Annotated in this window: 10 protein-coding genes; 3 read left to right on the forward strand and 7 right to left on the reverse strand. The window is 60.9% G+C overall.

The annotated features are described in order from the left end of the window. The first annotated feature begins 95 nt into the window (after positions 1–95). Positions 96–1,208 (forward strand): LacI family DNA-binding transcriptional regulator, encoded by a 1,113-nt coding sequence (locus ACTQV3_RS07375; RefSeq protein ID WP_441067919.1) that lies wholly within the window; start codon positions 96–98, stop codon positions 1,206–1,208. A 113-nt stretch (positions 1,209–1,321) separates the two neighbouring features. Here ACTQV3_RS07375 and ACTQV3_RS07380 read toward each other — a convergent pair whose 3' ends face one another. Then, complete coding sequence (locus tag ACTQV3_RS07380; protein WP_441064075.1) at positions 1,322–1,972, reverse strand: HAD family hydrolase; 651 nt, start codon at positions 1,970–1,972, stop codon at positions 1,322–1,324. A gap of 167 nt (positions 1,973–2,139) precedes the next feature. On the opposite strand from ACTQV3_RS07380, the gene ACTQV3_RS07385 reads away from it, so the two are divergent. Further along, the gene (locus tag ACTQV3_RS07385; RefSeq protein WP_441067921.1) at positions 2,140–3,018 is read left to right on the forward strand and encodes a hypothetical protein; all 879 of its coding nucleotides are present in this window, start codon (positions 2,140–2,142) and stop codon (positions 3,016–3,018) included. A gap of 225 nt (positions 3,019–3,243) precedes the next feature. On the opposite strand, the gene ACTQV3_RS07390 is transcribed toward ACTQV3_RS07385, so the two are convergent. Beyond that, entirely contained in the window at positions 3,244–4,938 is a 1,695-nt protein-coding gene (locus ACTQV3_RS07390; protein WP_441041374.1) for an ATP-binding protein, read from the reverse strand. Positions 4,939–5,414: 476 nt separating this feature from the next. On the opposite strand from ACTQV3_RS07390, the gene ACTQV3_RS07395 reads away from it, so the two are divergent. Then, positions 5,415–6,398, forward strand: a complete 984-nt coding sequence (locus ACTQV3_RS07395; protein WP_441067923.1) for a DNA/RNA non-specific endonuclease — start codon at positions 5,415–5,417, stop codon at positions 6,396–6,398. A gap of 53 nt (positions 6,399–6,451) precedes the next feature. Here the strand turns inward: ACTQV3_RS07395 and ACTQV3_RS07400 are convergent, their stop codons facing one another. The 5 genes from ACTQV3_RS07400 to ACTQV3_RS07420 form a co-directional block, all read right to left on the reverse strand. Next, complete coding sequence (locus ACTQV3_RS07400) at positions 6,452–7,969, reverse strand: Sapep family Mn(2+)-dependent dipeptidase (protein ID WP_441067925.1); 1,518 nt, start codon at positions 7,967–7,969, stop codon at positions 6,452–6,454. Beyond that, positions 7,962–9,722 (reverse strand): HTH domain-containing protein, encoded by a 1,761-nt coding sequence (locus tag ACTQV3_RS07405; RefSeq protein WP_441067927.1) that lies wholly within the window; start codon positions 9,720–9,722, stop codon positions 7,962–7,964. Before ACTQV3_RS07405 ends, ACTQV3_RS07400 begins: the two co-directional genes overlap by 8 nt. 4 nt (positions 9,723–9,726) lie before the next feature. Then, entirely contained in the window at positions 9,727–10,890 is a 1,164-nt protein-coding gene (locus ACTQV3_RS07410; RefSeq protein ID WP_441535849.1) for a MalY/PatB family protein, read from the reverse strand. 79 nt (positions 10,891–10,969) lie between these two features. Next, positions 10,970–12,397, reverse strand: coding sequence for a fructose-specific PTS transporter subunit EIIC (locus tag ACTQV3_RS07415; protein WP_441067931.1), 1,428 nt, complete (start codon positions 12,395–12,397; stop codon positions 10,970–10,972). 45 nt (positions 12,398–12,442) lie between these two features. Continuing rightward, positions 12,443–12,886 (reverse strand): fructose PTS transporter subunit IIA, encoded by a 444-nt coding sequence (locus tag ACTQV3_RS07420; protein ID WP_441067933.1) that lies wholly within the window; start codon positions 12,884–12,886, stop codon positions 12,443–12,445. Between the last annotated feature and the right edge of the window lie 206 nt (positions 12,887–13,092).

Below are 13,092 nucleotides of genomic sequence, written 5' to 3' on the forward strand. Positions count from 1 at the left end.
AAAATAAACCTGTCCCTAATTGGCAGGTTTTGACACCCTAGGGACGGGCGATGCTACAATCTGGCTTGTACTTGAAACGCATCAAAGGGGCCGCTATGGCAAAGGTAAAAATCAGCGACGTCGCGCGCGAGGCAGGGGTCTCGCTGGGCACGGTATCCAACGCGCTCAACCATCCCGAAAAGCTGCGCCCCGAGACCCTCAAACTCATCAATGAGACCATCAATCGCCTTGGCTACCTGCCCAACCAAAGCGCCCGCCAGCTCGCAGGAGGCACCACCAAGTCCTTTGGCCTGGTCCTCCCCCGTCTCGACCACGGCTTCTCGCTCCAAATTGCCAGCGGCGCCCATAACGAGGCCCGCAAGCACGGTTACGACCTGCTTATCGCCAACGCCGATAACGACGACATCCTCGAAGACCACTACCTGCGCTATTTTATGGGCACGCAGATGTCCGGCGTCATGGTTCAGCCCATGGCATCCCCCGATTGGCACCCCGCCATGACCAAGATGCCCGTGCCGATTGTCCATCTGGACATCCACTGTTCCGAGCCCGGTTACTACGTGGCCGCCGACAACGAGGCACAGGGGCGCATTATCGCCGAGCTCGCCATCGCCCGCGGCGCACGCCATATCACCGTTGTGGGCAGAGCGGCATTTATGCAGCTCACCCTGCGCGTGCTTGGCGTTCACAAGGCCCTCGCCCTTCATCCCGACATCAAAATTGAGGTCATTGACGCCGGAGAATGGAATACCGCTGCCGACGGTTACGGCATCGGCGCCCAGATTGCCGAGCGTTCCACCGATGAGCGTCCGGATTTTGTCATCGGCCTAACCGACGTATTGGCCTCGGGTGTTATCTCGGCGTTGATCGACAAAGGCATCTCCGTCCCCAAGCAGGTTCGCGTGGCCGGCTGCGACGGCAACCCGCTTGCATGGAGCGGGTCGGTCCCTCTCACCACAGTGGCACCGCCGGGTTACGAAATTGGCCGCAAGGGCGTGCAGCTGCTCGTGGAGCAAATCGAGAACAAGGCGCCGACAAAAACCAAACGCGTCCGTATCGGCTCCGCCGCACGCACCGTCACCGAGGTCACAGCCGCCGAGGACATCAACCGTCAGGAACTCGTGCGGCCGTTCCTCTTAGAGCGCGCCAGTACCCAGGCAAGCAGCCAAGCCGAAGCCACCGCCATCAACCTGGGCGCGTATCTATAGCACGTCGACCAGTATGCCAAAACGCAGCTTAAGCAAAAGAGGCTCGGCCATTGCCGGACCCCTTATGCTTAAGCGTAAATGTGGGCAATTGCCCGTTTCAACGCCGCAGCTGTCTAGCGCACAGCCTTGACCGCCGCCGTCAGGTCGAACAGCGTATCGAGCACGGCCTCGCAGCCATCCACCACGTCCTGCGGCAGCGGCACAATGTCGGGGACGGCAAAGACATGGCAGCCGGCCGTGATGCCAGAGACGCAGCCGTTGCGTGAATCCTCGACCACAGCGCATTCCTCGGGAGCAAAGCCCGCGCGCTCGCAGGCAAGCAGATACATCTCGGGGTCGGGCTTGCCGTGCACGACGTCCTCGCCGCAGGTCACCGTCTCAAACTTGTCAAAAAGGCCGACCATCTTAAGGTTGCGCTCGGCCGTAGCGAGGCGCGACGACGTCGCTAGACCCACGTGATAGCCCGCAGCCAGCAGCTCGCCTATGCACTCGGCGGCACCGGCCTTAAGCTCCAAATCGGTCTTGACCATCTCGTCGCGAATCTCCTTGTGGCGAACATAGATCGCCTCGGTGGTTTCATGGCTGCCGTAATGCTTATCAAGGATGTCCATGACATCGGGCAGAGTGCGGCCGATAAACTGATGGATCAGCGCATCATCAATCGCGACCCCCAGCTCGGCAGCGCCCGCCTTCCATGCCTTGATGCCCAAACGCTCGGTATCGACCAGCGTTCCGTCCATGTCAAAAATTACAGTCTTGATCATATCGGTCCCCTCACCGGATTGCATTACGGCCACTCTAGCGCACTTTACAAACTTGTATATAACGTATATAGCATATTGCACTATCGTTACATAGGCAAAAGTCATATGACGAGCAGTCCGATAGGATTATAGTTTTCGACCGAGTACTCAATGGTAAGGATTGTTTTATGCTTTCAGACACTACCGCACCTGCAAAGGAGCTTCAGGACAAACTCGCGGCGCTCGAACAGCTGCTTTTGGCATACGGACGCGTCGCCATCGGCTTTTCCGGTGGCGTCGACAGCAGCTTTTTGGCCGCGGTCTGCGCCCGCATCATGCCTGCCAGCACGCTTCTCGTTCACCTCACCACGCCGCTCATCGGCACGCCCGAACAGACCTCGTTTGAGCGATCCGTTGACAGGCAAACCAATGAGGGACCGCATTTTAAGCTCCCCGTGCTCAATCTTTCGGTCGATCAGCTGCAGCTCCCCCAAGTAGCCTGCAACGACGCCAACCGTTGCTACCACTGCAAGCACGCCGGCTTTACCGCCATCGTCAACCACGCTAAGTCGCTCGGCTTTCCCACCGTCATCGATGGCAGCAATGCAAGCGATCGCGGTGACTACCGTCCCGGCATGCGCGCTGCCAAAGAGCTCGGCGTACGCTCCCCTCTTATGGAGGTCGGCTTTACCAAGGACGAAGAGCGCGAGCTGCTGCGCGCATGGGGCTATCCCGTTTGGAACCTGCCGGCGGGAGCCTGTCTTGCCACGCGCGTCCCCACAGGCGAGGAGCTTACGCACGAGAAGGTCGATTTAATCCGCGCCTGCGAGGACTACCTGCACGATCTTGGTCTGTCGCAGGTACGCGCGCGCTTGGTCGGCGGCCGCATGCGTATCGAGGCCGCTCACGCAGATGTCGCCAAAATTGCCGCCCTCGGCGGTGCTACCGTCAATGCCGAGGGCAAGACCCCGCTGCCCGCCGCCATCGAGTCCGCGCTGCGCGAGCTGGGCTGCGGCCACATCTCCCCCGAGGTCACCCCCTACATCCACGGCAACATGAACCAATAGCGCATCCCGAAGAATTGCGGTGGAATAGTTCCTGTTTTGCGGCCTATCGGGCCCAAACAGGAACTATTCCACCGCAACTTCGTTTGGCGGGCATTAACCCGCAGACCTGCCAATAAGGGACAGGTTTGTTTTGGCAGGTTTTATCTGGGGAAAATATCGCGAGGCAGTCGCCCCTCTAGCACCCATCAAACTTCGAGAGACGATAGAGGGGCAATTCGGCTGCATCTACTTCTTCCGATAGCGGCGGTTGCGGCTCGTCGATGAACCCATTACTTCGATGAGCCCTTTATCCGCCATTTTTGGCAGATGGTAGCGGACGGACGAAATTTTGACCCCCGATGCAACCGCTATTTCTCGCGCCGTCATATCCACTTCGGCGCTGAGAGCCTCCAGGATCCTATCCGCCGTCGAAGCTGACGGTTCTCTGCTCATATCGATAATCTCAAACGTGTCTTTGCCACATTTTGACAGGACATGTTTATCGACAAGATCCCCGCAGATCAGGCGAATGTCATCCGAATCCCACTTCAGGGCCTCTCGTATTTTTTGAACATCGCATACGCACCCATGCTCCCGCATAAACATGAGCAATGTTTCCTCGCGATCCGTCAGCTCGGTGCCCACATGGCTCTGAATCCACGTGCGGTTTTCAGCAAGCTCCGCCCCGTGCCGGGAAAGCAGCACCGTAAACGAATCGGCCTTAACGATAAATTTCGGCCTTCCAAGCGAACGAGACTCCATCTCGCGAATCATAGCCGGGATACCAGATCCCTGGCTTTCTGCAACGGCCCCCTCGGCATGCTCTAACGGCGTCGCCCCCATTAGGCTCATGAGCTTTGGGTTTCGGCAGCGCGATTCCCCGTCTGCAAGATTGTCCACCGTCTTTCCGCCCCAAAGCCCACCGGGGTTTTTGATCTCTATTCTGTCTGGATAGATATCGACACTCACGGCCTGCCCCACAAACATGGGCGAATATTCTCGATGGATGCAGGCATTTGCCAAGGCCTCGCGCAAAACCTCCTGGGGAACTTCCCAATCCTCCCTTCTGCCAGCGCCTTGCACTATCGTCGCTTTGCGCAAGTTTCGTCCAATCGCGGCAAGGGCATCTTCGATGCAAGCCGGAATCGGGCCATCGCACAACTGGCGGTCAATAAACCGGGGTTGCCCGGGTGCAGATTTTTCCACATCGGAATGAACGGCGACATCGATCATCAGTTTGGGATAGAACTGCTGGGGGTAAATTCCCGCCGACAGAAGCCCCGCGAGCTTCACGGCGCCATCCTTTGTAGTGATATTGAGTCTGACCAGCTGCTTTTCCAGCGTATCGGCCCCGCGCAAAACGCGCGGGGTCTGCAGCCGGCGATTTGCGATAATAGACCGCACGACATCTGGATCCAAATCCTCGACCGTTGCCTCCGAAACCACCGTACCGTCTGCATCGCTCGGAAGCAACGCGCTCTGCAGCTCATATAGCTCAGCGGGTGACATCTTGATATCTTTATCATCCACGCGCTTGTAGCTACCGTTCTGCACGCCGCGCGCGCCGATATAGCAAGGCTTCGCTTTAAGCTCAAGTTCAAAGATGCGCACCAGAAGCACCTGGAGCCCGTCGACCTCGCCTCGATCAAGCTCGTACCGCGGCGCATGGGTCACCACCGCCGCTGAGCCTCCGTCTCCGATACCCGAAACAAACTGATCGCGCACCCTATCGATAGCAAAGTGAGCCGAAGGAACAAATCCTTCGGCTTCGTTCAGGCCCAAAATAATGAGCCCACCCGCAGTGTTCGCAAAAGCGCTCACTGTCTCCCATACATCTGCGCTCAATTTATTCGTGCAGGCTTTAACTTCTACCGATGCGTCATCAGTCCCCCGCCTGCGAAGACGCTCAACAATAAGGCCAAGAGGTTCATCCAGCAGCATTGGCATTCCGTCTCTCTAAAACGATAGATTTATCTCTCTAAAGTATAGTATATCTCTCTAACTTTAGAGAGATAGGCATCTTATTTTAGAGAGAAATTTAGAGAGATGCATCAAATTCACTGCTAGATTTCCTAATGTTATCTCTTTAACTGACCTTCTCTTTAAAGAGATATTTAGAGAGACGAGCGCAATCTCTCTAATCAAGGGCTCCACTCTTTAAGGTGCACACTTCCTAACCGTGCCCTAAGTTGCGGTGAAATAACTCACGATTAGCCTGCCAAAAAGGGACAGGTTTATTTTGGTAGGTTTTATCTGGGGAAACTCCGAATAGCCCCACATGCATAACCGCTGCAGCTCCATATGAGGCAAATGAACCAGCAGCGTTTGTCCCAAATCTTAAGTATTTGTTCGATAGAACGGCCCTCGGCGGCTCCTGCTAGACTGGTAGACTCCCAACCGTCCGTCCAGGAGTCACCATGTCGCGCAAATCCGCCTACAAGCAAGTACTTTCCATCGGCACCGCTGTGGTGCTGGGATTTGCGCTGTTTACGGGATCGCTCGACGGAGCTCCCAAGCTGCTGTCGCCGCAAAGCGATGAACAGGCGGCAGCTCTGGCCGAAAAACAAAACGAGAGTCCCAGCCGCACCGACGACGAGGCAGACCTGGTTGCCCGGCTCGAATCGGGAACAGCGAGCTCCTCGGACTCTCAAAATAGCCAGGACGCTGGCGATGGCTCTGAATCCGCCGCAACCGGCACCGGTGACGACACTTCCACAGACAGCCCCGCCACCCCCATCGACGGGGTGGAAAACCCCGATCTCGACCGCGCCCGCGGTGTTTATCTCAGCAGCATTCCTGACTACGCGGGTAACCCCTATGTTGCCCTGCGCGCCGACAGCACGCACCCGCTCGGCACACCATCGTTCACGCTCGATGAATACGAGCGCGCTACAGAAGAGGGCTGTTTTAAGAAGTTCTCCAAGCTCGACAGCCTGGGTCGCACTCGCAAGGCGCTCGCCTGCGTGGGCCCCGAGTCACTCGGTCAAGGCGAGCGCGGCGATATCTCGCGCATCCATCCTGCCGGCTGGCACCAGCAACGCTACGACTTTATTCCAGGCCAGAGCCTCTACAACCGCTGCCATCTCATCGCTTGGTCGCTCTGCGGCGAAAACGCCAACCGCAAGAACCTCCTCACCGGCACGCGCTATCTCAACGAGACGGGCATGCTACCGTTTGAAGAGCAGGTTCTCAACTATATTCGCGATACGGGCAACCATGTGCTCTACCGCGTCACGCCCATGTATAACGAAGAGGAACTTGTCTGCCGTGGCGTGCGCCTTGAGGCACAATCGGTCGAGGACCACGGCAAGACCCTCTGCTTCCACGTATATTGCTACAACCTGCAGCCGCACGTGCAGATCGACTATGCCACCGGCCGCAACCAGGCCAACGGCGACTAATCCCAAAATGGAGACTAACCCCAAATTGGGACTATGCTACCCATGCGACACCATTACCCCAATTTTGGGTCTATCCTCACTTTAGGGTTGAGGAGGGATTCGAGGCTACGGATGTAGATGGCGAGGGCGCGCTTGAGCTGGTGCTCCCAGATACCCTCGTCGGGGCCGTGCTCGGGGCCGACCCAATCGGGCAGCGGCTCAGCGCGGTCGAGCGGACCGAACCCCACGGCACGCGGAAAGTGATGTGCATACGTGCCCCCGCCGATAGCAAACGGCACCGCGGGCCGGCCCGCGAACTCCTCGTAGGCACGACGGAGCGCCATGACCTCGGGCGATTGGGGGTCCATGGTGAACGGCTCCCGCACATGGGTGATACGCGCCTCGCAGCCGCACTCGCGCGCAACGTCCTCGATGCGACGGCCCACCTGCTCGACATCGGCCGCACCCGGAAGGCGCGCATCGAGCGTGAGCACAAAGCTCCCCGCCTGGGTGCGTATAGTTCCGCCGATACACGTGAGGCCGCCGAACAGCTCGTCTGCGACATCGATTCCCAAGCCGGAGCCGTCCCATACACCAAGGGCCCGCTTGCAAAAGCCGAGAAACTCGCGCTCGGCCGCGCTGCAGACACCGCATGCGGCCAGATAGGCCGCCAACACGCCGATGGCGTTCACCGTACCCGCCGGTTCGGCGGCATGCCCGGCGACGCCGTGGGCCACAATGCGGGCAGTGCCGTCGCCGGCGGGCTCCACATCGATCCCCTCGGCGCGGGGTAACCCATCCACGCAGGCGTCCATGCACACGAGCGCTTCGGCACGCGCGGGCACCGCGTTTCTCGCCACGCCGCCCGTAAGCTCGATGATCGCCCCGGCGCTGTCGACCGCGCGAGAGACCTCGGCGTTGACGCAGCCCTTCTCCCCGCAGCAGACGGCAAACTCGGCATCGGGTGTGAACAAAAATGCCGGCGGTTCGTGATCTGCTAGGTAGCGACGCACGTCCATCATGCCCGCCTCCTCCGAGGCGCCCAAGATGCAGCGGAGCGTCCGCTGCGGCTTCCAGCCGTTGCGCACGCGGCGCGCCAAAAAACCAGCAGCATAGATCGAGGCCAGCGCCGCGCCCTTGTCATCGAGCACGCCGCGGCCCATAAGCACGCCCTCGCGACGCGTTAAAGCATAGGGTTCGACCGTCCAGCCCTCACCCGCTGGAACCACGTCCACATGGGCAATCGTTGCCACCTGTTCGGGCGTCTCACCGGCAAGCTCGCCATACGCGACGTACCCGTCGCAGTCAACGATCGAAAGCCCCTGGCGGCGCGCCACATCCATCGCAACGCAAAGCGCCCGATGACATTCCAGGCCCCACGGGGCGCCCGCCACGGCGCGCGACTCGTCGACCACGCTCGGCACGACCACGAGCGCCTCAAGATCATCAAGAAAGCTCGGCCAGACCTCATCCACATAGGCGCGAATCTCGGCAGCCGGCGTCAGCTCGGTCCCCATTGTCGATCCAGCAGCGCCCGCCACGCCACATGCGGCCGCAAACACCCCGCGCGCCTCCATCGCCTCATCACTCATCGCTCTTCTCCTCGGCATAGCCAAAGTCGCGCCCTAAGAACGCGACGGTCTCCTCATAGGTGCGCGGCAGGCGCACGTGGGCGCGCTCGGCATCGTGCAGCACGGAGAACAGATAGTTGAACATGCTGCTCTTGTCGGCCAGGCGCTGACTCGCAAGCGTCACCACCACCAGGTCGATCTGCTCGTCGCCGTCGCGAAGAGGCGCGTCGGGCATGATGGCGAGCAGACGAAACGTCGAGGCCGCGACCGGCGTGATGGTATGCGGGAACGCGACATGTCCCAGCTGCAGACGGTCGCCCTGACGCTCGCGATCCATGATGAGGGCCGCCTCATCTGCCGAGATTGCATGCGCTGCCACCAGCCCGCCGAGGGCGCGCGACAGCTCATCGAGGTAGTCGCCGGCCCCAACATGCAGCTCAAGATAGCTCGCGCGCGGCAGCAGGCTCGCGATATCGCGCTCGTAGAGCACGCGCAGCGCCATCTGGCGGATGCGGTCGACCTCGTAGGCCGAGAGCACGCCCGAAAACGAGAGGTCCCATTCACGTGCGGCCTTAAAGTTTCGCGCTGCCGCGGCGTCGCCCACCACCAGGTCAAACGATCCGTCCTCAAGCGCGTGCCGGGCGAGCGGCTCGCTGTCCACGAGCTCGACCTCGACGCCGTCGACGCCGCGCTCGATCAGGGATTTGTTGATGGTCGCCACAGAAGGGCGCCCGCAGACCAGAAGTAGACTCACGGGATGGCGCGTAAAGTGCTCCAGCGAGGCCAACACGTAGAGCGAGAGGAAGTCGGGCTCTACAAACAGATGCTCGTCAAATGCGCGCAGGCACTCGGAGAGATCGGCGCCAAAGTCGAACTCGAACGGGTGCTCCATACGGATCCCTCGCATCTGCTTTTGGATTTCCGCCGACATGAGCGTGGGAAAGAGGGCGCAGCGCAGCACATGGTCGAAGATAAGACTACCGAGGTCCTCGCGCGTCGACTTAATGCCGTGCGAGACGAGCACCTCGCTGATGCGCGCCAGAATGGCCGCACGGCACGTGACCAGGCGGTAGAGCAGGTCCTTCTTGCGCTGCTGGAACTCGGTGACGGCACGCGCACCGGCATCTGCCCCGCCCGGGGCGTCGGGCACGAGCCACGCGCTGCACCAGACGGCGGCGAGCGTCTGCATCCTCAGCTGGCGCTGCGACAGATACGGCTCCATGAGCAGGCGGTATTCCTCGCCCCGTTCGCCGATCAGGCGCATCAGGGAGTCCCAGCCGCATGAGCGCTCGAGCTCGGCGGCAATACCGGCATTGTCGATGGCGAGCGCCGCCAAGAGGTCCGCCGGTCCCATGCCGCTAAAGTCCGCATCGATCCCGTAGCCCACGCGCGCCTCGAGCGCGACGACCCCGCGCAGCCGGACGTTGATCTCATCCATCGCTGCGCGCACGGAGCGTACCGAGAGATAGGTCTCCCCTGAGATCTGCGCCGTCGAGATCCCCGGCCGGGAGAGCACGCACATGAGGACGCGCGCCTCGTCGGTGAGGTCCTGCGACAGGATGGAGGCAATCGCATCCTCGGATGTGACCATCAGATGGTAGTTGGGATCGCTCGAGATGGTGCCGGCGCCCACGGACTCGAGCCACGCGCTCACACTCGCCACTTCGCGCACCACGGTACGGCGGGAGACGCCGAGTGCCTCGGCGAGCTCGGCGCCGGAGCGTGGACCGTCGTCGAGCGCCCGCAGAAGCTGTCTCTGTCTCTTGCTGATCATGCCGCTACGAGCGGATGCCGGCGAGCATCCGCTCCATCCCCCTTTCGACCTTCGAGTGCGAACAGGCGAGATTCATGCGCAGGTACCCGGCACCGCCGTACGTCTCGCCCGACATGATGCCCACATGGCCCACCTCAACGAGCCGGCGCTGGAGCTCGGCCGCATCCAACCCCAGGCCCGAGGCATCCATCCAGGCAAGATAGGTCCCCTGCGGCACCGCAAAGCGGATCTCGGGCAGATTGGCGGCAAGGAAATCCTTGAGCGCCTGCATGTTGCCGCGAATATAGGCCACAAGCTCGTCCACATACTCGGAGCACGAGCGATACGCCGCCATCTGGGCAGTCATCCCCAAGATACTCACGCTCGACAGGGCGTTTTTTTGCTTGAGCTCAAACAGGAAGCGTTCGCGCAGGTCATCGTCGGGGATGAGCGCATAGGACCCGATGAGCCCGGGCGTGTTGAACGTCTTGGAGGCCGAACACAGCAGCGCCACGCCCTCGCGCGTGATGTTCGTCACGGGTGTGTAGGGAGTTCCGCCCAGAATCATATCGCGATGGATGTCATCCGAAATGAGAAAGACCCCGTTGGCATGGCAGAGCTCCACAATACGAGCAAGCTCGCCTGCCGTGAAGACCTTGCCTGTGGGGTTATGCGGGTTGGTGAGCAGCATAACCTTTGCCTCGGGGCGGGCAAGCGCCACCTCGAGGGCATCCCAATCGAGACCGTAGCCGTCCATGGCGCTCGCCTGAGCAACGGCCACAAGCTCGCGCCCGTTGCCCTCAATCAGGCCGTAGAAGGCGTCGTACATGGGAGTGAGCGTCACCACGGCGTCATTCGGCTCGCTCACCAGACGAATGACCGTCGCGGCCGAGAAGATGACGCTCGGGCTGTACACGACCCAGTCCATGTCCACGTGGGACGCCCCGTCCCTGGCAAACCAGCCGGCAACACTACCCTTGTAGTCACTATGGTTCCAGCGGGTATAGCCAAAGATGGGGTGTTCCATGCGGGCGCGGAGGGCATCCATGACCTCGTCGGGCACGGCGAAATCGGTGTCCGAGATGGAAAAGGGAAGCACGTCTGCGCTGCCAAACCGGTCGGCCGCATAGTCCCATTGGGTGCTGTAGGTACCCATTCTGTCGATGACGCGATCGAAGTCGTAGCGCATTTCCCCATTCCTTTCATTGAAACCTGCGGAGCCGCCGAACAGACCGGCGACCCCGCAGGACTAATTATTCTATCGAGACTTAGGCGTTCTGAGCCTCGCGCTTCTTCATCCAAGCGGACTTAAAGACGATGATGAGAGCGATGTTCAGGACCAGACCCACGGCGACGGCGATGTAGTAGCTGGTCGCTGGGTAGATGAGGCCCAGGAACGGATCGAAGATGCCGATGCCCGGAGCGATACGCTGAACGCCAAGGGCCATGGAGATAGCACCGGCGACGCCGCCAGCGATGACGTTCGCGGAAATCATGGGCAGAGGCGCGGCCAGGGCATAGGGGATGGCCGGCTCGGTGGCGACAGTTGCGCCGACAATGAGCGCAGGGATTGCGGAGTCGCGCTCGGCCTGCGTGAAGAGCTTCGGGCGGATCCAAGTGGCGATGGCGGCGGCCATCGGCGGGAGGATCGTCACGACGCCCACGATGCCGTACCAGTCGTATACGCCGGAGCCCAGCAGGGAGAAGGAGAAGAACCAAGCGGCCTTGTTAACCGGGCCGCCCATGTCGAAGGCGAGCATGGCGCCTACCAGGAAGGCGGCGACGAGCTTCATCGAGCTCGGGATAGAGCTCAACAGGCCGACGAAGGCGTTCATAAGCCAGGACATGGCCGGGCCGATGATATAGTACGTGCCCAGGCCAAAGATAAAGAGCGTCACGACCGGGATGATCAGGAAGCCGAGCAGGGACTGGAAGTTCTTGCCCAGGTTGATCTTTTTCATCGCCTTGACGAAGTAGCCGATCGCAAGGCCAATTACGCAGGCGCCAAGGAAGCCAGCGCCGACCTCGGTGCCGAGCAAGTCGGTGCTGTTGGCGAGGTAGCTGCAGATGAAGGCCGGCATGATGGCAGGCTTATCACCGATGGCGTTGGCGATGAAGGCGCCCATCATCGGAATCATGAACGTGAAGCCCAGGCCGCCGATGGTATTGAGCACCCAGGCGAGCGAAGCCATCTGGCCGTCGCCAGGGGCTACATTGGGCGCGCCGAACTGGGCCATGATGGAGCCGATGGCCATGAGTACGCCGCCGCCGATGACAAATGGCAGGGCCGCGGAGACGCCGGCCATGAGGTAGCTCATGATGCCGGTGGTGACGCTTTCCTGCTTGGCGCCGAGCTTGACCGCGGAAGCCTGGAAGACCTTGGCTTCACTCTCAAGGTTGCCCATAAGGCTGTCGATGCGCTTGAGGGCCTCGGAAACGGGCACTTCAACGACCTTCTTGCCGTCGAAGCGAACACGATCGTCATCGTTCATGCCGCGACCGAGCGCGAGGACGACGTAGTCGGCCTCCTTGATCTGCTCGGGCGTAAGCTTGTTCTCGACGCCGCTGGCACCCTGGGTCTCGACGTGAACCTCATAACCCAGCTCGATGCCCTTCGTCTTGATCGCCTCGGCCACCATGTAGGTGTGTGCAATGCCGGCCGGGCAGTTGGTGACGGCCACGATTGACTTTGCCATATGCTTCTCCCCTCTTTCCTTTCACACGGGGTTGAACATTACCTGCTATCCGACGACGCCCTGGATGAGGGCGCACACGTCTTCGATGGAGTCGCCCTTGAGATGGTCGACGAAATCCTTGTGCACGAGGCGACGCGCCAGTTTGGCGAGCAGCTGCAGATGGGTGTCGCTGCCACTCTCGGGGACAAGGATGTTGATGACCGTGTCGACGGGAGCGTCGTCGAGCGCGCGCCACTCGACGGGCGCGGTCAGGCGCGCGAAGAGAATGGCGGGGGTACTGACGTTGGCGCTCTTGGTATGCGGGACAGCCACGCCGTTGCCAAAGCCCGTAGAAGCCTCGGCCTCGCGCTCATGAAGGTCGGAGACGATAGCGGACGCATCGGCGGCGACGCCCAGTTCCACGGCCTTCGCGGCGAGGGCCTCGAAGACGGCGTTCTGGTCGGCGGCGTCGACGGCATCGAGCGTGTGTGTCGAATCGAACAGTGCCATGTCTGCCTCCTCTCGTTTGTTGTCGTTTCTCTACGCCTTTTAGTTTAGGAGGTATGGGCAAACCGCTTAACGGGCGCTTTGTCACCCGCGGTGTGCACGTCCGAGCCCCTCATACGCCCAAGAGTCACCCGCGTGCCCCAATTGCGTCGCTTTTGTCACCGGGGAGGTGGGCAGGCTCCGAGCGCCCGGCTCGCATCGCGCGCCGA

The sequence above is a fragment of the Collinsella sp. LCP19S3_A7 genome (assembly GCF_052121995.1).
GTDB lineage: Bacteria > Actinomycetota > Coriobacteriia > Coriobacteriales > Coriobacteriaceae > Collinsella.

Bases quoted from the DNA above. Each gene is read 5' to 3' on its own strand.
- ACTQV3_RS07415 (WP_441067931.1), bottom strand. From the start codon at position 12,397: ATGGCAAAGTCAATCGTGGCCGTCACCAACTGCCCGGCCGGCATTGCA.
- ACTQV3_RS07420 (WP_441067933.1), bottom strand. From the start codon at position 12,886: ATGGCACTGTTCGATTCGACACACACGCTCGATGCCGTCGACGCCGCC.
- ACTQV3_RS07385 (WP_441067921.1), top strand. From the start codon at position 2,140: ATGCTTTCAGACACTACCGCACCTGCAAAGGAGCTTCAGGACAAACTC.
- ACTQV3_RS07405 (WP_441067927.1), bottom strand. From the start codon at position 9,722: ATGATCAGCAAGAGACAGAGACAGCTTCTGCGGGCGCTCGACGACGGT.
- ACTQV3_RS07375 (WP_441067919.1), top strand. From the start codon at position 96: ATGGCAAAGGTAAAAATCAGCGACGTCGCGCGCGAGGCAGGGGTCTCG.
- ACTQV3_RS07400 (WP_441067925.1), bottom strand. From the start codon at position 7,969: ATGAGTGATGAGGCGATGGAGGCGCGCGGGGTGTTTGCGGCCGCATGT.
- ACTQV3_RS07380 (WP_441064075.1), bottom strand. From the start codon at position 1,972: ATGATCAAGACTGTAATTTTTGACATGGACGGAACGCTGGTCGATACC.
- ACTQV3_RS07395 (WP_441067923.1), top strand. From the start codon at position 5,415: ATGTCGCGCAAATCCGCCTACAAGCAAGTACTTTCCATCGGCACCGCT.
- ACTQV3_RS07390 (WP_441041374.1), bottom strand. From the start codon at position 4,938: ATGCTGCTGGATGAACCTCTTGGCCTTATTGTTGAGCGTCTTCGCAGG.
- ACTQV3_RS07410 (WP_441535849.1), bottom strand. From the start codon at position 10,890: ATGCGCTACGACTTCGATCGCGTCATCGACAGAATGGGTACCTACAGC.